This window comes from Sporomusaceae bacterium ACPt (assembly GCA_041428575.1).
Classification (GTDB): Bacteria; Bacillota; Negativicutes; order Sporomusales; family Sporomusaceae; genus Sporomusa_D; species Sporomusa_D carbonis.
Map to the genome: position 1 here is coordinate 30,972 of CP155570.1, position 25,709 is coordinate 56,680.

The 25,709-nt window shown below is 47.7% G+C and carries 18 protein-coding genes and 2 rRNA genes; 12 read left to right on the top strand and 8 right to left on the bottom strand.

Annotated features, from left to right (window positions below):
- Positions 1-48 precede the first annotated feature (48 nt).
- The 3 genes from SCACP_RS00130 to SCACP_RS00140 form a co-directional block, all read right to left on the bottom strand.
- Positions 49-1,230, bottom strand: coding sequence for an acetyl-CoA C-acetyltransferase (locus tag SCACP_RS00130; protein ID WP_425059473.1), 1,182 nt, complete (start codon positions 1,228-1,230; stop codon positions 49-51).
- Positions 1,231-1,312: 82 nt separating this feature from the next.
- The gene (locus SCACP_RS00135) at positions 1,313-2,863 is read right to left on the bottom strand and encodes an acyl CoA:acetate/3-ketoacid CoA transferase (protein WP_425059474.1); all 1,551 of its coding nucleotides are present in this window, start codon (positions 2,861-2,863) and stop codon (positions 1,313-1,315) included.
- A 337-nt stretch (positions 2,864-3,200) separates the two neighbouring features.
- Positions 3,201-4,601: a GntP family permease gene (locus tag SCACP_RS00140; RefSeq protein WP_425059475.1), complete on the bottom strand. Its 1,401-nt coding sequence runs from the start codon at positions 4,599-4,601 to the stop codon at positions 3,201-3,203.
- A 620-nt stretch (positions 4,602-5,221) separates the two neighbouring features.
- On the opposite strand from SCACP_RS00140, the gene SCACP_RS00145 reads away from it, so the two are divergent.
- The 12 genes from SCACP_RS00145 to SCACP_RS00200 all read left to right on the top strand — a co-directional run bounded on the left by SCACP_RS00145 (position 5,222) and on the right by SCACP_RS00200 (position 20,735).
- On the top strand, positions 5,222-5,962 hold the full coding sequence (locus SCACP_RS00145) for a beta-ketoacyl-ACP reductase (RefSeq protein WP_425059476.1): 741 nt from the start codon (positions 5,222-5,224) through the stop codon (positions 5,960-5,962).
- Positions 5,963-6,289: 327 nt separating this feature from the next.
- Positions 6,290-8,068, top strand: a complete 1,779-nt coding sequence (locus SCACP_RS00150) for a sigma 54-interacting transcriptional regulator (protein WP_425059477.1) — start codon at positions 6,290-6,292, stop codon at positions 8,066-8,068.
- A 233-nt stretch (positions 8,069-8,301) separates the two neighbouring features.
- Positions 8,302-9,429 carry a tetratricopeptide repeat protein gene (locus SCACP_RS00155; RefSeq protein ID WP_425061287.1) on the top strand — a complete coding sequence of 376 codons (1,128 nt, stop codon included), beginning with the start codon at positions 8,302-8,304 and terminating at the stop codon, positions 9,427-9,429.
- 304 nt (positions 9,430-9,733) lie between these two features.
- Positions 9,734-11,392 carry a dihydroxy-acid dehydratase gene (ilvD, locus tag SCACP_RS00160; protein WP_425059478.1) on the top strand — a complete coding sequence of 553 codons (1,659 nt, stop codon included), beginning with the start codon at positions 9,734-9,736 and terminating at the stop codon, positions 11,390-11,392.
- A gap of 222 nt (positions 11,393-11,614) precedes the next feature.
- On the top strand, positions 11,615-12,664 hold the full coding sequence (locus SCACP_RS00165; protein WP_425059479.1) for a LacI family DNA-binding transcriptional regulator: 1,050 nt from the start codon (positions 11,615-11,617) through the stop codon (positions 12,662-12,664).
- On the top strand, positions 12,642-13,589 hold the full coding sequence (gene rbsK / locus SCACP_RS00170) for a ribokinase (protein WP_425059480.1): 948 nt from the start codon (positions 12,642-12,644) through the stop codon (positions 13,587-13,589). Before SCACP_RS00165 ends, rbsK begins: the two co-directional genes overlap by 23 nt.
- Positions 13,586-13,981, top strand: coding sequence for a D-ribose pyranase (gene rbsD / locus SCACP_RS00175; RefSeq protein ID WP_425059481.1), 396 nt, complete (start codon positions 13,586-13,588; stop codon positions 13,979-13,981). The genes rbsK and rbsD overlap by 4 nt, the downstream gene beginning before the upstream one ends.
- 9 nt (positions 13,982-13,990) lie before the next feature.
- On the top strand, positions 13,991-14,548 hold the full coding sequence (locus tag SCACP_RS00180; RefSeq protein ID WP_425059482.1) for an ATP-binding cassette domain-containing protein: 558 nt from the start codon (positions 13,991-13,993) through the stop codon (positions 14,546-14,548).
- Complete coding sequence (locus SCACP_RS00185; protein WP_425059483.1) at positions 14,482-15,042, top strand: substrate-binding domain-containing protein; 561 nt, start codon at positions 14,482-14,484, stop codon at positions 15,040-15,042. Before SCACP_RS00180 ends, SCACP_RS00185 begins: the two co-directional genes overlap by 67 nt.
- A complete protein-coding gene (locus SCACP_RS00190) occupies positions 15,017-15,193 on the top strand; it encodes a hypothetical protein (protein ID WP_425059484.1) in 177 nt (58 codons plus the stop codon). The genes SCACP_RS00185 and SCACP_RS00190 overlap by 26 nt, the downstream gene beginning before the upstream one ends.
- A 606-nt stretch (positions 15,194-15,799) precedes the next feature.
- Positions 15,800-17,396, top strand: a 16S ribosomal RNA gene (locus SCACP_RS00195).
- 422 nt (positions 17,397-17,818) lie between these two features.
- A 23S ribosomal RNA gene (locus SCACP_RS00200) occupies positions 17,819-20,735 on the top strand.
- The 16S and 23S rRNA genes sit together here, the layout of an rRNA operon.
- A gap of 291 nt (positions 20,736-21,026) precedes the next feature.
- Here the strand turns inward: SCACP_RS00200 and SCACP_RS00205 are convergent.
- The 5 genes from SCACP_RS00205 to SCACP_RS00225 all read right to left on the bottom strand — a co-directional run bounded on the left by SCACP_RS00205 (position 21,027) and on the right by SCACP_RS00225 (position 25,612).
- Positions 21,027-21,884 carry a 3-hydroxybutyryl-CoA dehydrogenase gene (locus SCACP_RS00205; RefSeq protein ID WP_425061286.1) on the bottom strand — a complete coding sequence of 286 codons (858 nt, stop codon included), beginning with the start codon at positions 21,882-21,884 and terminating at the stop codon, positions 21,027-21,029.
- A gap of 88 nt (positions 21,885-21,972) precedes the next feature.
- On the bottom strand, positions 21,973-22,392 hold the full coding sequence (locus tag SCACP_RS00210; RefSeq protein WP_425059469.1) for a MaoC family dehydratase: 420 nt from the start codon (positions 22,390-22,392) through the stop codon (positions 21,973-21,975).
- Positions 22,393-22,439: 47 nt separating this feature from the next.
- Positions 22,440-23,636: an FAD-binding protein gene (locus SCACP_RS00215; RefSeq protein WP_425059470.1), complete on the bottom strand. Its 1,197-nt coding sequence runs from the start codon at positions 23,634-23,636 to the stop codon at positions 22,440-22,442.
- 12 nt (positions 23,637-23,648) lie between these two features.
- Positions 23,649-24,434, bottom strand: coding sequence for an electron transfer flavoprotein subunit beta/FixA family protein (locus SCACP_RS00220; protein WP_425059471.1), 786 nt, complete (start codon positions 24,432-24,434; stop codon positions 23,649-23,651).
- Between the two features lie 38 nt (positions 24,435-24,472).
- Positions 24,473-25,612 (bottom strand): acyl-CoA dehydrogenase, encoded by a 1,140-nt coding sequence (locus SCACP_RS00225; RefSeq protein ID WP_425059472.1) that lies wholly within the window; start codon positions 25,610-25,612, stop codon positions 24,473-24,475.
- Positions 25,613-25,709: the final 97 nt, after the last annotated feature.

A 25,709-nucleotide genomic window follows, 5' to 3' on the forward strand; every position in this document is an offset into this window, starting at 1 on the left:
CTATTAGGCTGGAGTGAATGCCGGGTAACTGGTTATTTGTATATAGGGTTAGATGCGTTCAACAATGGTAGCAACGCCCTGGCCGCCGCCAATACACAAGGTTGCCAGGCCGAGTTTGGCATCCCTGGCTTCCATGGCATGAAGCAGTGTAACCAGAATGCGCGCCCCACTGGCACCGATAGGATGGCCAAGGGCAATTGCGCCGCCATTAACATTGAGTTTTTCCTTAGCAAAGCCCAATTCTTTGCCGACAGCCAGGAACTGAGCGGCAAAGGCTTCGTTGGCTTCAATAAGGTCAAGGTCGGCTACGGTCAGGCCGGCTTTGGCCAGTGCCTTGCGGGTCGCAGGTACCGGGCCCATACCCATGATGGACGGGTCTACACCGCCGGAAGCAAAGGAGCGAATGCGGGCCAAGGGTTTAATTCCGAGTTCTTTGGCTTTGTCAGCAGACATGACCACCAGCGCGGCGGCGCCGTCATTGATTCCCGAGGCATTGCCGGCGGTAACGGAGCCATCTTTTTTGAAGGCTGGTTTTAAGCCGCACAGAGCTTGGGCTGTTGTACCGGCTCTGGGATATTCGTCAGTATCAAAGATGGTGTCGCCTTTTCTTCCTTTAATGGTTACCGGGACAATTTCCTGTTTGAAGGCGCCGCTTTCAATTGCCTTAATAGCTTTATCCTGGGATTCGAAAGCCAACTGGTCCTGGTCTTCCCGGGTGATGCCATATTTGGCAGCAACATTTTCGGCAGTAATTCCCATATGATAGTCGTTGAACGCACACCACAGGCCGTCATGAATCATAACATCGGTTACTTTGGAGTGGCCCATGCGATAGCCCCAGCGAGCTTTGCTGTCCAGAAGGTAGGGGGCTTGGGTCATACTTTCCATACCACCGGCTACAACAATGTCAGCATCACCGGTCATTATAGCTTGGGCAGCCAGATTAACAGTTTTTAGGCCGGACCCGCAGACCTTGTTGACGGTGTAGGAAGGGACTTCGACCGGAATACCGGCTTTAATGGCGGCCTGACGGGCGGGATTTTGCCCTAACCCGGCTTGCAATACATTGCCAAAAATTACTTCGTCAACAGCTTCTTTTTTTATTCCGGCCCTTTCCGCTGCGGCATTAATAACCAAAGCGCCAAGTTCAGTTGCCGGGACAGATGCCAAGGAACCGTTAAAATTACCAATAGCCGTACGTACTGCGCTGACAATTACTACTTCTTTCACTGGGAAAACACCGTCCTTGATCTAATATTAGATTCGAATCATCAATTTTGCTAGATAAAAAAGCAATCCATAGCGATAGTTTTTACTTTTTTAGGCTCATTAGTCCATTTTTGAAGATGCGCGCATCCATTATTTTTAGGTCCGGAGAGACAATGGGTTCAAAGTCCATGAGGGCAAGAATATCCTTCTGAAGATCAACGCCTGGCGCGATTTCTGTAAGCATCATACCCTCAGGAGTCAGTTCAAATACCGCCCGCTCGGTGATATATTTGACCGGTTGATTGACACTTTGTGCATACTTGCCGCTAAAGGTAATTTGTTCAACGTGCTGTAAAAACTTTTTAGCCTTACCTTCATTGAGGATGGTGAGCTTGCCTTCGGCGACTTTTACTTTCAGGCCGCCGGCGGTAAAGGTGCCGCAGAAGATAACTTGTTTGGCGTTTTGCGTTATATTGATAAAACCGCCGCAGCCTGCTACCCGTCCTTTGAATTTGCTGACATTGATATTGCCGTACTTATCTGTTTCAGCCAAACCTAAAAAGGCAAGGTCGAGTCCGCCGCCGTCATAGAAATCGAATTGATAAGGCTGGTCGAGAATGGCTTCGGCATTTATGGCTGCGCCGAAACTCTGGCCTCCGGCCGGGATGCCGCCTACCGGACCTGCTTCGACAGTCAGGGTCATCATGTCGCCGATACCTTCTTCATTGGCTACCATGGCCACACCCTCAGGCACACCAATACCCAGATTGACTTTGGCATTGGGGATTAACTCCAGAGCCGCCCGGCGGGCGATTACCTTTCGCTCGTCCAACGGCATGGGCGGAATGGCTGACAGCGGAACGCGGATTTCACCGGAATAAGCGGGGTTGTACTGCTCGGCAAAGGTCTGCATGTGTTTGCTTGGGTCATCAGCTACTACCAGATAATCAACAATAATGCCGGGAATTTTTACAGCCATGGGGTTTAAACTGCCGTTGGCTACAATACGTTCCACCTGGGCGATGACAATACCGCCAGAATTTTTTGCCGCTTGGGCGATAGACAAAATCTCCAGTGAGACGGCTTCGTGTTCAATGGTGATATTGCCCCGTTCGTCGGCGCTGGTGCCGCGAACAAAGGCTACATCTACCGGGAAGGGCTTGTACCATAGCCACTCTTCACCACCAAGTTCAATGACTTCTACCAGATCTTCTTTAGTTACGTCATTAATCTTGCCGCCTTCAACCCTGGGGTCAACGAAGGTGTTCAGGCCTACCTTGGTAATGACACCAGGTTTGCGGCCAGCTACATTGCGGAACCAATGAGTTAGGGTGCCTTGGGGGAAATTGTATGCTTCAATTTTATTTTCAACAGCCAATTTGCCCAGTTTCGGCGCCAGATTCCAGTGACCGCCAATGGCCCGTTTAACCATTCCTTCTATTCCTAGATGGTTGAGGCCGCGGTCTTTGCCATCACCTTGACCGGCGCCGTAGATCAGTGTCAAATTTCGTGGAGCATTTTCATTATTGTATCTTTCTTCCATAGCAGCGGTAAGCGCTTCAGGATGACCATTACCAACAAAACCACTGGTAGCGACAGTAGCGCCATCTCGCACCAATTTGGCGGCTTCTTGAGCTGTAATTATTTTAGCCATTATGCCACTCTCCTTAATAGAATATCTTTATTTTGCTATTAATGCAAGGATTATGCCAACAATAACGTAGTGCATCTTGTTCTTTTTAGGACATGAACTATGGCACAATGTCGGCTTGATTTTACAGACTGGAGAAACAGTTAATTTTTTAGAGAAACACATATGTGTGTATGGTTTTGAACACATGTGTCTAGTATTTTATACAATATTGGTTAAACGGAGATGTCAGGATCATCAGTTATTATCGGCTTATCATCTTTAATGAATATCCGGCATCGAAGAACCCTGTACCAGTTTAGGCACAGGGTTCTTGCGTCTGGTTAATGATGCGCCGTATTTATAGTATGCCGGTAATGGAGTGAAGTGTTATGACAACAAATACCATTAGTGTTTTGATGGATGTCATGACAAAGATATCGCCATAGGAGTCTTTGTGTGTGAGACCACAAACTGCAAGCAGGGTAATAACTGCGCCATTGTGGGGGAGGGTATCCATACCGCCGGAAGCCATGGAAGCTACCCGGTGCAGGATTTCTGGCGACATGCCGATAGAATTGGCCCAGGCCATCCAATCTTTGGCCATCAAGTCAAGAGCGATGGACATACCACCGGAAGCTGAGCCGGTGATACCGGCAAGAATATTAACCGTCACTGCTTCAGATACCAGCGGTGACCCGCCGACTTTGATGCTCATCAGAGCGGCAGAAATCGATTTAAAACCAGGTAGGGCGGCAATTATGTTACCATAACCAACCTCGGATGCCGTGTTCATGATTGCTAACAGTGAGCCAATGGCGCCGGCGTTTAAGGACTTTGCCAGAGCATTGGTAGAGCCGAGATTTCTGTAGCCAAGAGCTATTGCCAGGACAATGCCGCTAATAAGGGCGATAATGAGGGACCAGATACTGATTACATTATTAACTGCCGGGGCAGTAAGCGGCAGTTTCATGGCTTTGAACGGGTCCAGCATGGCCGGGTTCCAGGGGAATACGCGAGTCATAAGAAAATTGACTACCAGTACAGCTAAGAGTGGCAGTATAGCCACTTGCCACGAAGGAAGCTTGGCATCATGTTTGATTTCGGGCTCGTTTAGAGTATGGTTGCCATATCCTTCGCCGGCTGCTGCCGCAGCTTTCCGGCGTCTTTCCAGCCAGAGAATGCCCAAAGTCAAAATACCTAGACCGCCAAGCAGGCCAAGGACAGGAGCGGCGTAGATATTGGTACCGAAGAAGTTAGTGGGAATTAAGTTCTGGATCTGAGGAGTACCGGGAATGCTGTCCATAGTAGCCGTAAATGCGCCTAAAGCAATGGTGCCAGGAAGCAATCTTTTGGGAATGTCTGCTTCTTTAAATAAAGCGGATGCGAAGGGATAAACGGCAAAAACAACAACAAATAAACTTACTCCGCCATAAGTCAGTACACAGCCGGCTAATACCACCGACAGGATGGCCCGCTCCTTGCCAAGGCTTTTAATGATGGTATGGGCAATGCCTTTGGCAAGACCGGTGTCTTCCATGATTTTTCCGAATACGGCGCCAAGCAGGAATATCGGAAAAAATGACTTGATATAGGTAACAGCTTTTGCCATAAATAACTCGGTGTATGCCGGCATCAGGGAGAAGCCGGACAGCGAGGCGGCAAGCAGGGCAAATACCGGGGCAAACAAAATAACCGAAAAGCCCCTGTAGGCAAAAAACATTAATAAAAATAAACTAAGAAGAATGCCAATTACTTCCATGATTTTTAAACTACCTCCTAAAATGATATATTGGTATGCTGAGCAGGAATAGAATAAACAGGCAGAGTGTGCCCTCCTTTCTGTATTTTCGGCATCTCACTTACATGTACAAGCAAGTATTGTGCCAACAGTTACAAAGTAATGAATATATAGTTATATCACTATTTTCTGTTAGTTAATATAGGATCCCCCCCGGCAGCGAAAGATATACAGTGTATAAAAAAATAGACACTGTGTGCAGAAATAGATACAAGTGATTGTTTTTGCCGGTTTTCTGTATACAATGGCTGTTTTTAAAAAAATCCCAAAGAACAGTGCGATAACCGCGTATAGGTTTATATAAGTTAAATTTTCGATATATATGAAATCCAATAAAGATTTTTTTCTAGGCGTGTTGTTAGTAACGCTCCACCGCTGGCGCTTGACTTACGCTTATACTAACAACACGCCTGTACATCTTTATTGGATACTATATATATAGAATAAATTCTTATTGGCACGATAATTGCTTTACTCAATCTGTGAAACGACGGGGGAAACTCCTTCTTAGGTTCAAAATAATGCTTACTGAATTCTTAGGCGAGAGCAAGGAAAAAAATAACATTTAGGAGGCGTGAAAAATGAGAGGATTAAAAGACAAAGTTGTAATTATCACAGGAGCAGCCAGTGGTATTGGTAAAGCCACGGCGTTAAGGTTTGCTGAAGAAGGGGCGCATGTTGTTGTAGCCGATTATGCCGACGGCGCAGCCGCTGTAGAAGAGATAAAAGCAAGAGGCGCTCAGTCTGTTTACCTTAAGGTAAATGTTACTAACCAGGAAAATGTCCAAGCCATGGTGGACAAGACCATCGAAACTTTTGGCAAAATTGATGTTCTCATTAATAATGCCGGCATAACTAAAGACGCAATGATGAAAAAAATGACCAAGGATGCCTGGGATGCCGTAATCAGCGTAAATTTGACCGGCGTATTCAACTGCACCTCGGCTGTGTTGCCTCATATGCTGGAGCAAAAATCCGGCGTAGTGCTTACTACATCATCAGTTGTTGGATTATATGGGAATTTGGGGCAAACCAACTATGCGGCCAGCAAATGGGGGGTTATCGGCATGACCAAATCCTGGGTCAAGGAAATGGCCAAAACCGGGCTGCGTTTTAATTGTGTTGCTCCCGGGTTTGTTGCCACTGACATGGTGAAGAAAATACCCGAGCAAGTATTACAGGAAAAAATACTAGTAAAAGTTCCTGCCGGCCGGTTGGGAGAACCGGAGGAAATTGCTGCTGCCTTTGCGTTCCTGGCTTCCGATGATGCTAAATTCATTAATGGTACGGTACTTAGTGTAGACGGTGCTTGCACTTTGTAAGTAAGTAGGTAAAAAAATGTACGGCCCTCCTGGTAGCGTAGGAGGGCCATGCGCTTATAAGGCTCTGACAGCAGATATTATTATTTAAGCAACTGGTCAGGTATATTGATGATGTACCTGACCAGTTGCTTAGATAATATAAAGGGAAAATTGCATAAAGTGGGTGTGACAGGTACGAAGCCTTAAAAGGACTCAAGTCCACATTTGCTTTGTACCTTTTTGCTTTACTGGTTATACTGGTTATAAAAGACATAAAATTTGAAAAGGTTATTTTGATTCTAATATCAAATATTATATTATGTAGTAGCTGTGCAGGAGGTCTGATGGATGCATAAACGCGATTTAAATAGTTTGCCGGAAGCGTTCTCCTCGACCGGGATAGCAGAAATGAAAGTCGTGCTTGATTCGGTCTGTAATGGTGTTGTTGTTGTTGATTCTTACGGTTATATTACGTTGTTTAACGCAGCCGCCGAATTTATTTCCGGATTAGCTGCCGAAGCTGTGCTTGGAAAAATGGTAGATGATGTCATTCCTAACACCGGGCTGCTACGGGTATTGGAAACCGGAGTATCCGAACTCAACCAACGGCAAGATATAGGGAATTGTGCAATATTGACAAATCGTACCCCCATCATTAAAGACGGTCAAGTTGTGGGAGCTGTGGCAGTGTTTCAGGATATCACTGAACTTACTGAGGTAATTACCGAACTGGAAGACGTAAAACGGCTGAAAAGTACCTTGGAATCCATTCTGGAGAGTTTGAATGAAGGCATTGTGGTAGTTGATAAGCAAGGGACCATTACTATGTTGAACAAAGCCTACAGCGAATTTTTGAACGTTGATCCCCAAGAGGTCGTCGGTAAACATGTGGCAGAGGTAATTTCTAATACAAGGATGCATCTTGTTGCTCAAGGCGGTAAGGCCGAGGTGACAGATATCCAAAAAATCGGGGACAATACTTGTGTGGTTACCCGGATACCGATTATTGAAGACGGCGAAATTGTCGGAGCTGTTGGCAACGTGGTATTTAAAGATGTCAAGGATTTAAAATGTTTGGCCGGAAGAATTAATAAGCTGGAGTCAGAACTGGAATTTTATAAAGAAGAGTTATGCAAGATGTATGGCGGCAAATATACTATTGCCAATATCATTGGCAATAGTGAAAAAATGGCATATTTGAGAAATTTGGCAGCTAAAGCGGCCAAAGGAACCTCTACAGTACTGATTCTTGGTGAAAGCGGTACCGGCAAAGAATTATTCGCGCACGCCATCCATAATGCCAGCCGCCGGCGGCAAGGCCCGTTTATAAAGGTTAACTGTGCGGCAGTGCCGGAAAATCTTTTGGAATCAGAACTGTTTGGTTATGAAGAAGGGGCATTTACCGGCGCCCGCAAGGGAGGCAAGCCGGGAAAATTTGAACTTGCCAACGGAGGAACCATCTTTCTGGATGAAATCGGTGAAATGTCATTAGCCATGCAGGTTAAGCTGCTCCGGGTATTGCAGGAACGGGAGTTGGAGCGGGTGGGAGGGACCAAGACCACTAAGCTTGATATCCGGGTTATTGCCGCAACCAACCGTGACCTTGAAAAAATGATCGAGCAAAACCAATTTCGTCAGGACCTATATTACCGTCTAAATATTTTTACCCTTAATATACCTCCACTAAGGGACCGGCTGGAAGATATACCAGAGCTATGTGATATGTTGTTAAAAAAAATCAACAAGCAGATTGAGCATTGGGTAGAAGGGGTTTCGCCTGAGGCAATGGCGTTACTAATGGAATATAACTGGCCGGGAAATGTCCGGGAACTTGAGAATATATTAGAGCGAGCAGTAAATCTAATGGAGGATGACACAGTCATCATTCCCGAAGTGTTGCCACCCATGCTTAAAAAAATGCATAAAGGCAAGAGCCGTGATATTGAGCAGGCTAAAGACGCGGGGGGAAAGGAACCGGATTTGGCCGAAATAAAAGGAGATGCGGAAAAACAGGCTATTTTCCGGGCTTTGGAAGCTGCGGGCGGTAACAAAAGTAAAGCGGCCAGGATGCTGGGGATTCACCGGTCTGGTTTTTACCAGAAGTTGCAAAAATATAATATCCTTTAAAGTTTTTATGATATGAAATCCAATAGAGATTTTTTTATAGGCGTGTTGTTAGTAACGCTCCACTACTGGCGTTTGACTTACGCTTATACTAACAACACGCCCGTAAATCTTTATTGGATACTATAGAGATAAGAATTTGTATAGACAATTGACATGCTAGTAATTCCTGGCATATAATAAGAATATAAACCATAACCCCACCCATTATTTGCGGGTGGGGTTTTTTGCAGGTTATGGTGCTCAGGAACGAAGTAATTATTAATGTGAAGGATGATATGGTAATGGAAAAATATCAAAAACATGGTATCAACCCTTTACTTATCAGTATGGCTTCCGGCCAGGACATAGCCAGTGTGTCGCCGCGGCCGACTGTTGCCATGCTGCCAGGCAAATACCCCAAACTTGTGTATAAACATATAAAAGAGCTAAACAGTGAGTTTGCTGAGAATATTTTTCGCTTAACTTGCGGGAAGTGCGGCAAGAACGGCGACTATGACCTGGGTACACTGGCAATTCCCGTAATTACCGGTGAGGGAACAAGAGCAACAGACAAATTTCAAGCAGTAGGCTATTTTCGCTGCAAACATTGTAATGCTGCTGGCGATTGGAATTTATCACCAACCATTCAAACAATGCTTGCAGGGAAGCTAGCAGCTGCAGTAATAAAGCAAACTATTGAAACAGAGGCATCTTCTGATATTGTATTGGGGCAAGTGCTTATCGACAACGACTTTACACCGCGGTGGGGCAGTGATGCCGAAGATTATTTTTTGGAAAAGTTGGGTAAAAATCCGGAGAATGCTTATCTTTGGAACCGCCTGGGAAATATTTACTACAAAGGCAAGCGTCCTGAACTAGCAGTTACGGCTTATGAGCAAGCCCTGGCCAGGGATGCGGGCCAGGTAGAATCAATGTTTTCTTTGGGACGCATTTTGGCTGACTGTGGTTACCTTGAGACGGCCGCTGAGTATCTGCGGCAAGCAGTGGCATTTGCTCATCAGTATAACCTCCTGACAGCACATGATCTCAGGGAACTTATTGTTAGTGCTTTAACAATCTTGCTTGCTATCTATAACAAGACTGATCATGAAATTGATATGCTGCCTACACCAAATGAATTGGCCATAGCTCAGTTTGCCAATAGCGAAATTGCCGCTACCGTTCAGCTTGATTTTGAAATAAACCCTGGCCGGTGTGAGACGTTATATCCATTGGCTGAGGTATATATGGGCGCGCGGCGGGACGAACTGCCGCCAGCCGAGCGAAAAACACCTATTCCCCGGCGTAAAGTAGCATGGCCGTTGCCTGGCAAAGTCAATAAACAAAAGCCTCCCAAAAAAAATAAAAATAAAAAAAGGTGAAGGCTTTCTAAGGCAGCGAATCTTGAATAGGATGTTTTTTATTAACCGTCATAGTAAACAATGGATACTTTATAGATAAGGGAAGGATTTAGGCTAATTGTGTTGAATAATAACATAAATGTTAACTGCTGATTGCCAATACATGGATAATTGTCTTTGCTGGATAATACAGAGGCGTATTTCCTGACTCTAAGTATTCTTTCAGTATGAAGGCAGGACATCAAACGTTTGTATAAACATAGGTTTGATAAGTTTCAAAAAACGTAGTAATAAAAATGATTTGGATGAGGGGAGAATTAATTTTATGGCATTAAAGAGCGATATTGTAAAAAAGGGATCAACACGCGCGGCGCACCGGTCACTGTTCTATGCGATGGGCTATACTCCCAAAGAGTTGGAAAAGCCCATGATCGGTGTTGTTAACGCGTTCAATGAAATTATTCCGGGTCACATGCATTTGAAAGATATTGCTGATGCCGTTAAACTTGGGGTGGCAGCAGGCGGGGGTATGCCGGTCGAGTTTCCGGCGATTGGCATTTGCGACGGTATTGCTATGGGGCATGACGGTATGAAATATCCGTTGGCCAGCCGGGAACTTATTGCCGACTCCATTGAAGCTGTGGCAACCGGTCACAGTTTTGACGGTTTAGTCCTAATCCCCAACTGCGACAAAATTGTCCCCGGTATGCTCATGGCAGCTGCCCGTGTCAATATTCCCTGCATTGTAGTCAGCGGTGGTCCAATGCTTGCCGGACGTTATCAGGGGCGGGATATTAGTGTCAGCACCATGTTTGAAGCCGCCGGAATGTATGAGGCTGGCAAAATTACAGCCGGTCAACTGGACCAAATGGAAAAATCCGCTTGTCCGGGTTGCGGCTCGTGCGCCGGCATGTTTACCGCCAACACCATGAACTGTATGGCTGAGGCGTTGGGTATGGCATTGCCTGGGAATGGAACAATTCCGGCTGCTTATTTTGGCGCCCGCCGCATGATGGCCAAGCAAGCCGGGGAACTTATTGTTGACTTAGTCAAGCGGGATGTTAAAGCACGGGATATCATGACAATCAAGGCTTTTGAAAACGCTATAACTGTTGACATGGGTATTGGCGGTTCATCAAATACAGTATTGCATTTAACGGCTATTGCCAATGAGGCTGGCATTGAGCTGCCGCTGTCATTATTTGATGAAATTAGTGCCAGAACTCCCTATATTACAAAGCTAAGTCCGGGGGGCAGCCATCATATTCAAGACCTTAACGAAGCCGGCGGCATCCCGGCAGTAATGAAAGAACTGTCCAAGCTCGGTGGCATTCATACCGATGCGTTAACAGTAAACGGCACTGTTGGCGACAGGTTGAAAAATGCGGCGATTTTGCGTCCGGATGTAATTAAGACTGTTGAAGAGCCGTACCGTAACAAGGGGGGGGTCGCCATCCTAAACGGTAATTTGGCTCCAGATGGCGCAGTCGTTAAAGAAAGCGCTGTAAAAGAGGACATGCTTACCTTTGAAGGGACCGCCCGTGTATTTAACTCGGAAGAAGAAGCGATCGAAGCGATTATTGGCAAGAAAATCAAGGATGGCGATGTTGTTGTTATCCGTTATGAAGGTCCCAAAGGCGGCCCAGGTATGAAAGAAATGCTTAATCCGACAGCAGTCATTGTCGGTATGGGATTAAAGGTGGCTCTTTTAACCGACGGCCGTTTTAGCGGTGCTACCCAGGGAGCGTGTATCGGCCACATTTCGCCGGAGGCCATGGAAGGCGGTCCGATTGCGCTGCTGGAAGACGGTGATATTATTAATATCGATATTCCCGGTCGCAAGCTTGAAGTAAAGGTAAGCCCGGAGGAATTGGCTAAGCGGAAAGATGCCTGGGTTAAGCCTGCTCCCAAAGTAGCTACAGGCTATCTTGCCCGGTATGCAAAACTAGTGACATCAGCTAACACCGGCGCGATTCTTAAATAAATAGTAATTTGTTGTAGTAACTATACTACTGAGGCAGCCCCTGTAGGGCTGCTTTTTTCTTTGTTGTAATCGTACAAATTTTTTGCAAACTATAGCAGGATTTTTTAAAATTGTGTAGTAACATACTAGTAAACGTTTACGAAAACGTTTACAACATGATAAGTCTACGATAACAATACAAAACTTATTAAAAATGGCATAGAATTTAGCAGGAGATTAAAAGTGAAGCACCGGAAAAAAATTGTAACGAATGTAACAATCAAAGATGTTGCCCGGGCGGCTGGCGTGTCCATTGCTACCGTATCCAGGATTCTAAACGGCAGCGCCGGGGTATCGGAAGAACTGGCTGCCCGGGTTGCGGCGGCTGTAGTTGAACTTGGGTACCGTCCCAATGATGTAGCCAGGGCACTTAAAGTGCGGGAATCGCGCAGTATCGGGTTAATTATTCCCGATATTGAAAATCCATTTTTTCCGGCATTGGTCAGAGGTGTAGAAGACGCTGCCCGGCAGCAAGGGTATGCCGTTATTTTATGTAATACTGACGGCAAGCTTGAAGAGGAAGAACGTTATATACGGTTTTTATTCAGTAAACAAGTGGACGGTATTTTGTTTACCGGCGGAGTTGACTGTGATGACAGTTTAGGGTTATTAGCGAGTTTGCCGATACCTGTTGTTGCGCTGGACAGACGCGCGGCCGCCGAGTTGAGCGCCGTTGTTTGTGACAATTATCAGGGGGGAATTTTGGCTGTTGAGCATCTGTTTGAACAGGGGCGAAAAAGAATTGCCTTTATTGGTGGCCCGGCACGTTCGTCATCGGCCATTGACCGGCGACGCGGTTTCCTTGATACCCACAGTCGCTATGGGGTGGTTGTTAACGGGCGGCTTATGATTACCGGCAATTACTCGTTTGACAGTGGTTATAGGGCGGCGGTGGCGCTCATGGAAAGCCGTGAGCCGTTCGACGCCATATTTGCCGCTAATGACATGATGGCCATTGGGGCCATCGAGGCCTTAACTGAACAGGGGATCAATATACCTGATGATGTGGCGGTAGTTGGCTATGATGACATAAGAATGGCCGGCTGGTATAAACCCGCACTGACTACTGTGCGCCAACCTGTCTATGAGATGGGAATGGCGGCTGTAGCTATGCTGCTTGATCAAATCAGCGGTGTAAGAGCCAGTGCTTGCGAAGAAAAGTTCAAACCGGAATTGATTGTGCGCAATTCTTCCGGCGGTAGGGAGGGTCATGATGGTGTCAGTTCAATCTAAGCCAGTTTTAGTTGTTGGCAGCCTCAATATGGATTTAGTAGCTACGGCAGACAGGCTGCCTGCAGTCGGTGAGACAGTATTTGGCAAGGATTTTGCTACTTTTGCCGGTGGTAAGGGAGCCAATCAGGCGGTGGCCGCCGGCAAACTGGGGGCCAAAGTAACTATGGTTGGTTGTATCGGGCAGGATGCTTTTGCCCAGCAACTTTTAAACAGCTTGGCTGCAAACAGTGTTAATACCGCGCTTGTCCGCCAAGTCGATATATCTACCGGTACGGCGCTTATTACCGTTGGAGCGTCAGGGGCCAATACCATTGTAGTAGTGCCAGGAGCAAACGCGCACTGCAATAAACAAGATGTTGACAAAGCGCTTAGTAGCTTTAGCCAGCCGGGCATTTTGCTGGTACAGCATGAAGTGCCGTCAATTACTGTCGAATATGCCATTAAGGCTGCTAAAGCGGCTGGCTGGACGGTAATTCTAAATCCTGCGCCTGCCCGTCAGGTGCCGGAGTCAACGCTGGCACTGGTAGACATTATTACTCCAAATGAAACTGAAGCTGCGGTACTTACCGGCAGCAAGATTAACTCGCCGGATGATGCCGTAGTCGCAGGCAAGCGCTTGCTTGCCCTAGGTGTTAAAGCTGTAGTCGTTACTTTGGGCGGCCAAGGAGCTATGTGCATTACTAATCAGGAGATATATCATGTACCGCCTATTCGTGTTGACGCAGTTGATACAACCGCAGCCGGCGACGCCTATACCGGCGCGCTGGCTGCTGCCCTCGCCGAGGGGCAATCACTTAAAGCCGGTTTAAAATTTGCCGCCGTTGCTGCCGGGATATCGGTAACAAGGCGGGGCGCTCAGCCGGCGTTGCCGTGGCGGCAAGAAGTCGATGAATTGATCGGTACACAGGAGGAATGTACCAAATGAAAAAAATAGGGACGCTTAACCAACCGCTTAGTGAAATAATTGCCGGGATGGGGCATGGTGATATGTTAGTCATAGCTGATGCCGGTTTACCCATACCTGCTGGGGTGCGCCGCATAGACCTGGCGCTTACGCCGGGAATTCCCGGATTTTTACCTACCCTTGAGGTCATATTGAGTGAGCTTCAGGTGGAAAGCGCCATTGTTGCCGGCGAAACTGCCGAGGTTAGTCCGCAAATTTATGAAGGTGTTAAAGCGGCGCTGGAATATGTTCCGGTAGCCATGGTCAGCCATGAGGAGTTTAAAGCCCTAACCAGCCAGGCGGTAGCGATTGTCCGCACCGGCGAGTGTACACCTTATGCTAATATAATTTTAAAATCAGGCGTAACATTTTAGGAGGTTGGCGTGATTAATAAAGCTCTACTTGAGATGCGGGGCATAACTAAAGAGTTTCCTGGCGTTAAAGCCCTGAAAAAAGTAGATTTTTTCCTTAATGCCGGTGAAATAACACTTGATGGCCAGGCAATTGAAATAACCGGGCCCCGGCATGCTCAAGAGCTGGGTATCGGGATTATTCACCAGGAACTTAATCTTGTACCGGAACTTACTGTCATGGAAAATATTTTTTTAGGCCGCGAACCATTACACGCTTTGGGGTTTGTTGACTGGAAATCCATGCGTGTCCAGGCAGCTAAGGTTTTGCTGCAGTTAGGTTCGGATATTTCTCCGGATGCCACAGTATCTGAACTCAGTATTGGTGAGCAGCAGATGGTCGAGATAGCAAAAGCGTTGTCCTATGAAATCAAAATACTCATTATGGACGAACCTACCGCTGCCCTTACCGGTCGCGAAACTGAGCATCTTTTTAGCATTATCCGTCAACTGCTTGTTGTTTTATGGATGCGCAAAATGATGCTTCCAAACAGTTGGCTAATATTGAAAATCTTATTCAACAAAAAGTAAGTGTTATTATTGTTAATCCTGTTGACTCCAAGGCTATTGTTCCGGCTATTGAAGCCGCCAACAAGGCTAACATTCCGGTAATTACCGTTGACCGTGGTGCTGCTGGCGGTAAAGTTATCAGCGCTATTGCTTCCGACAATGTTGCCGGCGGTAAAATGGCCGGCCAGCTTATTGTTGACAAACTGGGCGGTAAAGGTAAAGTCGTGGAACTTGAAGGTATTCCCGGCACCTCGGCTGCCAATGACCGTGGTAAAGGCTTTAACGAAGCCATTAAAACCGCAACCGGTATTGCGGTGGTTGCTAAACAGCCGGCCGATTTTGACCGGGCTAAAGGCATGAAGGTTATGGAGAACATCCTTCAGGCCAATCCGGAAATAAACGCCGTATTCGCCCATAATGACGAGATGGCTCTTGGTGCTCTCGAAGCCATTAAGGCTGCTAAACGTACCAACATAATGGCAGTTGGCTTTGACGCCACCGCTGATCGCTGTTAAAGCTGTGAATGAAGGCGCTTTAGCTGCAACTGTGGCCCAGAAGCCTAAAGATATGGGTAGAATCAGTATTGAAACTGCTAAAAAGATTATTGCCAATGAAAATGTTCCGGCTTCTATTCCGGTTGCGCTTGAACTGGTAGTTAAGAAGTAGTATATTATTTAAATAGCCAAGGGGCAGGCGTAGTCTGCTCCTTTTCGTTTAGTTTGTTTTTTCTAAATTATATGAATAATAATTGACAAAGTGGTCTAAACTATGCTACGATAAGTCCCGGATATGCTAATTGGCAATGGTTACAGCACTAATAGGCATGATTATCAAAAAGATATTGACACGGCAGGATAGGCGTGTTAATATATAAAAGTCGCTGATATGGCGACAAAAATTAACAAAAAAAATATATTGACACATTGCAAGATGATGTGTTAATATATAAAAGCTGTCGCCGCTGCGATGCAGTAGCGGTGAAAACAAAGAATGTGTTCCCTGAAAACTGAACAATGTAAGAATGCATCATAAGCGTACTATTGTACGGGCTGCATAATATTCATGGTCTTGACGGCCGTGATGTTATGTATTCTCGATACATTGTACGGGCCAGATGTGCGGTTCGTGTGTCGCTTGCGACATACGAAAACCTAAATTAATTCTTTATTGATTTAACGAGCCAACAAATGGCTTCATGATAACGCGGATGTTCGACTGCTAACGCAGCGAACAAAGCGATCACATCAGCGCTAAAGCGCTGTGTGCCTGCTTTTCATGGAGAGTTTGATCCTGGCTCAGGACGAACGCTGGCGGCGTGCCTAACACATGCAAGTCGAACGGTCTGCTGTTCAACACCGAGAGTTTTTGCCAACACAAGAGCCATCGGTGTTGGACAGCAGATAGTGGCGAACGGGTGAGTAACGCGTAGACAACCTGCCTCTAAATTGGGGACAACACCGCGAAAGTGGTGCTAATACCGAATGTGGTATCCTGGCCGCATGGCGAGGATAAGAAAGGTGGCCTCTATTTATAAGCTGCCGTTTAGAGATGGGTCTGCGTCTGATTAGCTGGTTGGTGAGGTAACGGCTCACCAAGGCGACGATCAGTAGCCGGTCTGAGAGGATGAACGGCCACACTGGGACTGAGACACGGCCCAGACTCCTACGGGAGGCAGCAGTGGGGAATCTTCCGCAATGGACGAAAGTCTGACGGAGCAACGCCGCGTGAGTGAAGAAGGCCTTCGGGTTGTAAAGCTCTGTCGTTTGGGACGAACGTGGTTTGGGTGAATAATCCAAGCTAATGACGGTACCAAAGGAGGAAGCCACGGCTAACTACGTGCCAGCAGCCGCGGTAATACGTAGGTGGCAAGCGTTGTCCGGAATTATTGGGCGTAAAGGGCGCGTAGGTGGATCATTAAGTCTTGAGTCTAAGAGCGGTGCTCAACGCCGTATAGGCGCAGGAAACTGGAGATCTTGAGTGCAGGAGAGGAAAGCGGAATTCCCAGTGTAGCGGTGAAATGCGTAGATATTGGGAGGAACACCAGTGGCGAAGGCGGCTTTCTGGACTGTGTCTGACACTGAGGCGCGAAAGCCAGGGGAGCGAACGGGATTAGATACCCCGGTAGTCCTGGCCGTAAACGATGGATACTAGGTGTAGGAGGTATCGACCCCTTCTGTGCCGGAGTTAACGCAATAAGTATCCCGCCTGGGGAGTACGGCCGCAAGGTTGAAACTCAAAGGAATTGACGGGGGCCCGCACAAGCGGTGGAGTATGTGGTTTAATTCGACGCAACGCGAAGAACCTTACCAGGGCTTGACATTGAGCGAAAGGTCTAGAGATAGATCCCTCTCCTTCGGGAGACGCGAAAACAGGTGGTGCATGGCTGTCGTCAGCTCGTGTCGTGAGATGTTGGGTTAAGTCCCGCAACGAGCGCAACCCTTATCCTTTGTTGCCAGCACGTTATGGTGGGAACTCAAGGGAGACTGCCGCAGAGAATGCGGAGGAAGGCGGGGATGACGTCAAGTCATCATGCCCCTTATGTCCTGGGCTACACACGTACTACAATGGGCTTAAACAAAGCGAGGCAAGACCGCGAGGTCAAGCAAAGCGCGCAAATGAGCTCTCAGTTCGGATCGGAGGCTGCAACCCGCCTCCGTGAAGTCGGAATCGCTAGTAATCGCAGGTCAGCATACTGCGGTGAATACGTTCCCGGGCCTTGTACACACCGCCCGTCACACCACGAAAGTTGGAAACACCCGAAGCCGGTGGGGTAACCGTAAGGAGCCAGCCGTCTAAGGTGGGGCCGATGATTGGGGTGAAGTCGTAACAAGGTAGCCGTATCGGAAGGTGCGGCTGGATCACCTCCTTTCTAGGGAGAACTGTTCGAGGTGACACTCGGACTACTTCCAGGTCGGTACATTTGGCAGATGATAACTCTTACATTGTTTGGTTTTGAGGGAATGCTAGTTACCAGAAGTTACTTGTTGAAATACACGAGTGACTATGATAACATAGATATTCCTGATGTTCCTTGAAAACTGCACAGAAGAAAGCAAAAGTAAAGTAATGCCTCATAGTAACATATGAGAAGTTCTTTACGCGCAATTAGGATTTATACTAAAGGCAAAACGTAAGCTATTAGAAAAAGCTTATTAACGGCTTAGACTGTTCAGCGTGTATCAGATGCAAGGCGGACCGGAGAAGTGTGCAGCGCCGCGTACGTAGTGTGTACGCAAGCAAACACTTCGAGGACCAACGAAGCAGATGATGCGCGATCAACAGTCGTAACTAAGTCAAGTTAGTAAGGGCATACGGCGGATGCCTAGGCGCCAAGAGCCGACGAAGGACGCGGTAAGCTGCGAAAAGTCATGGGGAGCCGCAAGCAGGCACTGATCCATGAATATCCGAATGGGGGAACCCGGCGGTGATAATGCACCGTCGCCTAACTTAGGTTAGGAGGGCACCAGGGGAACTGAAACATCTAAGTACCCGGAGGAAAAGTAATCAAACGAGATTCCCTAAGTAGCGGCGAGCGAACGGGGAAGAGCCCAAACCAGAGAGCTTTTGCTCTTTGGGGTTGAGGACCGGCGGAAGTTGAGCCAGGTCTAGTCGAACTACCTGGAAAGGTAGGCCGCAGAAGGTAACAGCCCTGTAGGCGAAAGACAGAGGCGAAACGGCTGGAATCCAGAGTACCACGGGACACGAGGAACCCTGTGGGAAGCAGGGGGGACCACCCTCCAAGGCAAAATACTCCTTGGCGACCGATAGCGCATAGTACCGTGAGGGAAAGGTGAAAAGCACCCCGGGAGGGGAGTGAAAGAGAACCTGAAACCGTATGTCTACAAGCAGTCGAAGACCGTTAAAAGGTCGACGGCGTGCCTATTGAAGAATGAACCGGCGAGTTACAGTAACTAGCGAGGTTAAGTGGAAAACACGGAGCCGAAGCGAAAGCGAGTCTCAAGAGGGCGAAAAGTTAGTTATTGTAGACCCGAAACCGCAGTGATCTATCCATGACCAGGGTGAAGCGCAGGTAAAAATGCGTGGAGGCCCGAACCCGTGAGCGTTGAAAAGCTTTGGGATGAGTTGTGGATAGGGGTGAAATGCCAATCGAACGCGGAGATAGCTGGTTCTCCCCGAAATAGCTTTAGGGCTAGCCTCAAGAGGTAAGTACAGACGGTAGAGCACTGATAGGGCTAGGGGCCGTTTAGGTTACTGAACCTTGTCAAACTGCGAATGGCTGTACTCAAAACTTGGGAGTCAGACTACGAGTGATAAGATCCGTGGTCAAGAGGGAAACAGCCCAGACCATCAGCTAAGGTCCCGAATGCCGTACTAAGTGGCAAAGGATGTGCAATTTCCGAAACAACCAGGATGTTGGCTTAGAAGCAGCCACCATTCAAAGAGTGCGTAATAGCTCACTGGTCGAGAGATTGTGCGCCGAAGATGACCGGGGCTAAAGTACGGAACCGAAGCTATGGCATGTCTAACGACATGGGTAGGGGAGCGTTCTATATGGATTGAAGCAATACCGTAAGGAGTTGTGGACTGTATAGAAGTGAGAATGCCGGTATGAGTAGCGAAAAGACAAGTGAGAATCTTGTCCACCGAAAGCCTAAGGGTTTCTGAGGAAGGATCGTCCGCTCAGAGTCAGTCGGGACCTAAGCCGAGGCGTAGATGCGTAGGCGATGGACAACTGGTTAAAAATCCAGTACCACCTAGAGTCGTTTGAGTGATGAAGTGACACAGCAGGGTAGATGAGCGCGAGGATGGAAATTCGCGTCTAAGCTTGTAGGGTGCTTGGTAGGCAAATCCGCCAAGCTGGAACCTGAGGAGTAACGGAAAGCTGTTAGAAATAACGGCGAATTCATTGATCCCACACTGTCAAGAAAAGCTTCTAGCGAGATGATAGGTGCCCGTACCGTAAACCGACACAGGTAGGCGGGGAGAGAATCCTAAGGTGCGCGGGAGAACCCTCGTTAAGGAACTCGGCAAAATGTCCCCGTAACTTCGGGAAAAGGGGAGCCTCGGATGTGTACACTTGAAACGGTGGAAGCATAAAGAGGTTGCAAAAAAGAGGCCCAAGCGACTGTTTACCACAAACACAGGTGCCTGCTAAAGCGAAAGCTGACGTATAGGTGCTGACACCTGCCCGGTGCCGGAAGGTTAAGAGGAGAGCTTAGAGCAATCGAAGGTTTGAATTGAAGCCCCGGTAAACGGCGGCCGTAACTATAACGGTCCTAAGGTAGCGAAATTCCTTGTCGGGTAAGTTCCGACCCGCACGAAAGGTGTAACGACTTGGGCACTGTCTCAACGAGGGACCCGGTGAAATTGAAATACCTGTGAAGATGCAGGTTACCCGCGACTGGACAGAAAGACCCCATGGAGCTTTACTGCAACCTGACATTGAGTTTTGGTAAATGATGTACAGGATAGGTGGGAGGCTGAGAAGCTAGGACGCAAGTCTTGGTGGAGCCGATGTTGGGATACCACCCTTGATTTACTGGAGTTCTAACCGAAGGAGTAACGAGACTCGGGACAGTGTCAGGCGGGCAGTTTGACTGGGGCGGTCGCCTCCGAAAGAGTAACGGAGGCGCCCAAAGGTTCCCTCAGCGCGGATGGAAATCGCGCGAAGAGTGTAAAGGCAGAAGGGAGCTTGACTGCGAGACAGACAAGTCGAGCAGGGACGAAAGTCGGGCTTAGTGATCCGGTGGTACCGAGTGGAAGGGCCATCGCTCAACGGATAAAAGCTACCCTGGGGATAACAGGCTAATCTCTCCCAAGAGTCCATATCGACGGGGAGGTTTGGCACCTCGATGTCGGCTCATCACATCCTGGGGCTGAAGTAGGTCCCAAGGGTTGGGCTGTTCGCCCATTAAAGTGGTACGTGAGCTGGGTTCAGAACGTCGTGAGACAGTTCGGTCCCTATCCATCGCGGGCGCAAGAGACTTGAAGGGAACTGCTCCTAGTACGAGAGGACCGGAGTGGACGGACCAATGGTGTACCAGTTATTCCGCCAGGAGTACAGCTGGGTAGCTACGTCCGGAAAGGATAAACGCTGAAAGCATCTAAGCGTGAAACCAGCCTTAAGATGAGGTCTGTCATTCGAAAGAAGTAAGGCCCCTTACAGATGATAAGGTAGATAGGCCAGGTGTGTAAGTGGAGCAATCCATTGAGCTGACTGGTACTAATCGGCCGAGGACTTGACTTATATTTGCCTGGAGTAGGGAAGTTACTCGCTAACGCTCGTAACTAAGCGACTCACACAGGTTCTAGCGTTGCTATTGCTCCTGATAACCTGGTTCGCTGCTTATCTTCTGTGAAGTTTTCAGGGAATGTACCTATACGAATCAGCACTCATGATAGTCACGAGTGCTTTTTTTGTTTTTCTATCCATCATAGAATTAACGCTAAGCATACTATTCTTGCCTGGCATTCTTTGAAAAAAATTGCAGTTAGCCTCTATCTGAGACTAGCTGCAATTTTTTTGGTCACGATAGGTTTACTTGCTATAGTCGTAAAAGCCTTTACCAGTCTTACGGCCAAGGTAACCGGCCTGAACCATCTTTTTAAGCAGCGGGCAGGGGCGGTATTTAGGGTCACCATAGCCGGCAAACAGGACTTCCATAATATAGAGTACCGTATCGTTACCGATAAGGTCTGATAACGCTAACGGCCCCATTGGATGATTGAATCCCAGCTTAGCTACCGTATCGATATCTTCAGCGCTGGCGACACCTTCCATTAGGGTGTAGACAGCTTCATTAATCATGGGCATCATGATCCGGTTACCGACAAAACCGGGGAAATCTTCTATTTTTACCGGTGATTTGCCAAGCGTAATTGTTAACTCTTGCACAGCAGCGAAGGTATCTTTACTTGTCGCCAGACCATTGATGATCTCAACCAGTTTCATCACTGGCGCGGGGTTAAAGAAATGCATGCCAATCACTTTTTCCGGGCGCTTGGTCGTCGCGGCAACTGCGGTGATTGGCAAGGAGGAAGTGTTAGTTGCCAAGATGGTATGAGCCGGGCAAAGGCGGTCTAGCGTCTGGAAGATATCGCGCTTAATGTCCATATTTTCAACGGCGGCTTCAATGACCAGATCTACGTTGCAGGCTGCAGCATCAAGTTCTACAACCCCAGAGATCCTGGCAAGGATGGTGTCCTTTTCTTCGGAAGACAGTTTGCCTTTTTCTACCGCTTTAGCGAGATTTTTGTCAATGGTTTTAATACCTTTTTGGACAAAATCTTCTTTTATGTCACGCAGAATTACCTCCAAGCCGCTTTGGGCCATGACCTGGGCAATACCACTGCCCATTTGCCCAGCACCGATAATTAATACTTTGTTGATTGCAATGTTCATCGTTGATTGATTATCCTCCTTGTTACATGTGTTTAAAAAATGGGCGTTGTTCCATTTGAAACAACGCCTATTTATAACAAGATTAATCTTTCTTCATAACGGTTGCTTTACCGTCGATTACCACAACACCGTTCTGGTTAGTAACAGTAGTCTTAAATATCAAGCGGCTTTTGGCTTCGATTTTTTCTATAACTTCTACTGTTGCAGTGACAGTATCACCAATTTTTACAGGGGCTTTAAAGGCTAATTCCTGGGCGAGGTAAATCGTATTGGCGCCAGGTAAGGCTGTACCAAGCAAAGCAGAAATAAAGCCGGCTGACAGCATGCCGTGGGCAATACGCTCTTTGAACATGGTGGTTTTGGCGAATTCGGAATTAATGTGCACCGGATTAAAGTCACCGCTTAGACCGGCGAAGGTATATACGTCATACTCAGTAACGGTCTTGGCCATGCTGGCTTTGTCGCCAACTTTAATATCGGCAAATTTTATGTCTTGCACCATACAATAACACCCCTATTCGATGAGTAAAGTTACTACTTATTGTTATATTAACCGGCGGTTTTGATCTTTTTAAATTCCTCAATTAATGCCGGAATAACTTCAAGCACGTCGCCGACAATGCCGTAGTCAGCCACTTTGAAAATGGGGGCGTCCGGATCCTTGTTGATGGCAATAACAATGTCAGAGGAGGACATACCGGCCAAGTGCTGAATTGCGCCGGAAATGCCACAAGCAAAGTAAATCTTGGGTCCGACGGTTTTGCCGGTCTGGCCGACCTGATGAATAGCAGGCTTCCAGCCTGCGTCAACAGCTGCGCGGGACGCGCCTACGGCACCGCCTAATACAGTGGCAAGTTCTTCAATTAGTGTGAAGTTTTCCGGTTTGCACATGCCGCGGCCACCCGAGACGATAATTTCTGCTTCTTCCAGATTGCAGGAAGCGGTGCATACTTTAATGACTTCAAGCAGCTTGGTACGGATGTCTTCAGGTTTGACTTTGCTGCTGACGCGGATGATTTCGCCGCTGCGGGAGAAGTCTTGCTCCGGTCGTTTGAACACTTTAGGACGAACGGTGCCCATTTGGGGACGATGCTCCGGGCACAAAATGGTGGCCATGATATTGCCGCCGAAAGCCGGACGGGTCCAGGCCACAAGGCCGGTAGCTTCATCAATGCCCAGGTTGGTGCAGTCAGCAGTAAGTCCGGTACCAACCCGGCAGGCTACCCGGGGGCCAAGGTCGCGGCCATCATTAGTTGCTCCCATCAGGATTACCGAAGGATGGTAGGTATTGATCAGGTCGGTCAGGGTAATAGTATAAGCGTCGGTGGAGTAATGTTTGAATTCTTGACCTTCTACCAGGTAAACCTTGTCGGCTCCACTGGCAAAAATATCTTTTGCCAGGTTTTCTACGTTGTCACCGATCAACACGCCGGCCAGTTCTTGCCCCATGGCATCAGCCAATTTGCGGCCTTCGCCGATCAACTCGTGGGCGACACTGCGGATGTGTCCGTCAACTTGTTCAACATAAACCCATACACCTTTATATTGGCTTTTATCAATAGCAACTGTTTTTTCTTCAGCTTCGCGGATGATAGCGCCTACCGGACAAACATCCACACAAGCGCCGCAAGCGGTACAAGTTTCGGTAATTACTGCTTTACCATCTTCCACAATAGCGCCGAACGGACAGGTACCCACACAGGCGCTGCAACCGATACATTGGTCGTTAATTACTTTTACAGCCATATCTTTAACCCCCTAGACAATCTTGGCATCAGACAATTTTTGAATTAACAGGGCAGCTGCCTCGCGGGCCGAATCAGCCTGGATAATTTCGCCCTGGGTGCGTTGTTTGGGGGTGAATATCCGGCGTACCTGGGTAGGCGATCCTTTGAGCCCGATCTTTTCGGCTACGACAGGCACATCATTGGCTGTCCATACCGGGATTTCCTTGCGGTTTGCTTTCATAGTCCCTTTAACAGTAGGATAACGGGGTTCATTGATAGATTTTACGACCGTCAAGACGACTGGCATGGAGACTTCAATAATTTCGTAGCCTTCTTCTTGCTCCCGTTCAATGCGCAGCTTATCGCCTTCCACATCAATTTTCGCCACATAGGTTACTTGGGCGATATCCAGGTGTTCGGCAATTTCCGGGCCTACCTGAGCGGTATCACCATCAATAGCCTGCTTACCACAAAGGATAATATCCACTTTTCCCAGTTTTTTAATACCGGCAGCTAAAGTGTGGCTGGTGGCAAGGGTGTCAGCGCCGCCAAAAGCCCGGTCGCTTAAGAGAATGGCCTCATCTGCGCCCATAGCCAGACATTCTTTGAGAGCATCTTTGGCTTGCGGCGGTCCCATTGAGATGACGGTGACTTTGCCGCCGTGTTTTTCTTTTAATTGCAGGGCTGCTTCTACCGCATTTTTGTCAAATGGGTTAACAATACTGGGAACGCCCTGCCTGATGAGAGTATTGGTCACCGGATCAATTTTTACTTCAGTGGTGTCAGGCACTTGCTTGACACAGACAACTATTTCCATAAGCGAGTCCTCCTATTGCTCTTATAACTGTGAAACTTTTAGCGCAAAATGGCGCTGGAAACAACCATACGCTGAACTTGGTTAGTGCCTTCATAGATTTGAGTAATTTTGGCATTACGCATCAGGCGTTCAACCGGATACTCACGACTGTAGCCGTAACCACCGAAAATTTGTACCGCGTCGGTAGTGACAGCCATAGCGACGTCAGAGGCATACATTTTGGCCATGGCCGCTTCTTTGGAGTATGGCAGGCCTTTTTCTTTGAGGTATGCGGCACGATAAACCATGAGACGGGCGGCTTCAACCTTGGTAGCCATATCTGCCAGCATGAAGGCAATGGCCTGGTTACTGGCAATAGGTTTACCGAATTGTACCCGCTCTTTGGAGTATTTAACGGCATGGTCGAGAGCGGCTTGGGCAATGCCGAGAGCCTGAGCGGCAACGCCGATACGACCGCCGTCCAGGGTCGACATGGCAATTTTGAAGCCGTCGCCTTCTTTGCCGAGAAGGTTTTCTTTTGGTACTTTTACGTCTTGGAAGACCAATTCCATAGTCTGGGATGTATGTATTCCCATTTTGTGTTCCTTTTTACCGAAGGTGAACCCAGGAGTGCCTTTTTCCAGGATAAACGCCGAAATACCTCTGGCTCCTTTGGCTTTGTCAGTCATGGCAAAAATAACATAAGTCTCGGCTTCGCCGGCATTGGTAATGAAGATTTTGCTGCCATTGATTATATAATGGTCGCCATCAAGAACGGCTACTGTCTGCTGAGCGGCAGCATCAGTACCGGCGTTGGGTTCGGTCAAGCCAAAGGCGCCCATTTTTGTGCCTTCCAGCAGCGGTACCAGGAATTTTTGTTTTTGTTCTTCTGTACCATAGGCGTAGATAGGCCAAGCGCACAAAGAAACGGTGGCTGATAAAGTTATGCCAATACCATCGTCAACTTTGGACAGTTCTTCTACAGCCAGGATGTAGCTAAGGACATCGCCGCCGGCGCCGCCATATTGCTCCGGAAAGCAGATACCGGTAAAGCCCATTTCTCCCATAGCGTCAAAAATCTCCCGGGAGAATACTGCATGTTCGTCCCGTTCCGCTACAGTAGGAGCTACAGTTTTTTCGGCAAACTCCCGCACCAGTTTTTGCATCATTTTTTGTTCTTCATTAAGTTCAAACAACATAAAGAAAAAACCCCCTTAAATAATTTATTTGTCAACTTCGTCGCCAGGCGAAAGAAGTTGGCTAATTCAGCCGGTGAAAAATATCACGATTCCAATC

Bases quoted from the DNA above. Each gene is read 5' to 3' on its own strand.
- SCACP_RS00135 (WP_425059474.1), bottom strand. From the start codon at position 2,863: ATGGCTAAAATAATTACAGCTCAAGAAGCCGCCAAATTGGTGCGAGAT.
- SCACP_RS00140 (WP_425059475.1), bottom strand. From the start codon at position 4,601: ATGGAAGTAATTGGCATTCTTCTTAGTTTATTTTTATTAATGTTTTTT.
- SCACP_RS00145 (WP_425059476.1), top strand. From the start codon at position 5,222: ATGAGAGGATTAAAAGACAAAGTTGTAATTATCACAGGAGCAGCCAGT.
- SCACP_RS00150 (WP_425059477.1), top strand. From the start codon at position 6,290: ATGCATAAACGCGATTTAAATAGTTTGCCGGAAGCGTTCTCCTCGACC.
- SCACP_RS00155 (WP_425061287.1), top strand. From the start codon at position 8,302: ATGGTGCTCAGGAACGAAGTAATTATTAATGTGAAGGATGATATGGTA.
- ilvD (WP_425059478.1), top strand. From the start codon at position 9,734: ATGGCATTAAAGAGCGATATTGTAAAAAAGGGATCAACACGCGCGGCG.
- rbsK (WP_425059480.1), top strand. From the start codon at position 12,642: ATGATGGTGTCAGTTCAATCTAAGCCAGTTTTAGTTGTTGGCAGCCTC.
- rbsD (WP_425059481.1), top strand. From the start codon at position 13,586: ATGAAAAAAATAGGGACGCTTAACCAACCGCTTAGTGAAATAATTGCC.
- SCACP_RS00185 (WP_425059483.1), top strand. From the start codon at position 14,482: ATGGATGCGCAAAATGATGCTTCCAAACAGTTGGCTAATATTGAAAAT.
- SCACP_RS00210 (WP_425059469.1), bottom strand. From the start codon at position 22,392: ATGGTGCAAGACATAAAATTTGCCGATATTAAAGTTGGCGACAAAGCC.
- SCACP_RS00215 (WP_425059470.1), bottom strand. From the start codon at position 23,636: ATGGCTGTAAAAGTAATTAACGACCAATGTATCGGTTGCAGCGCCTGT.
- SCACP_RS00220 (WP_425059471.1), bottom strand. From the start codon at position 24,434: ATGGAAATAGTTGTCTGTGTCAAGCAAGTGCCTGACACCACTGAAGTA.
- SCACP_RS00225 (WP_425059472.1), bottom strand. From the start codon at position 25,612: ATGTTGTTTGAACTTAATGAAGAACAAAAAATGATGCAAAAACTGGTG.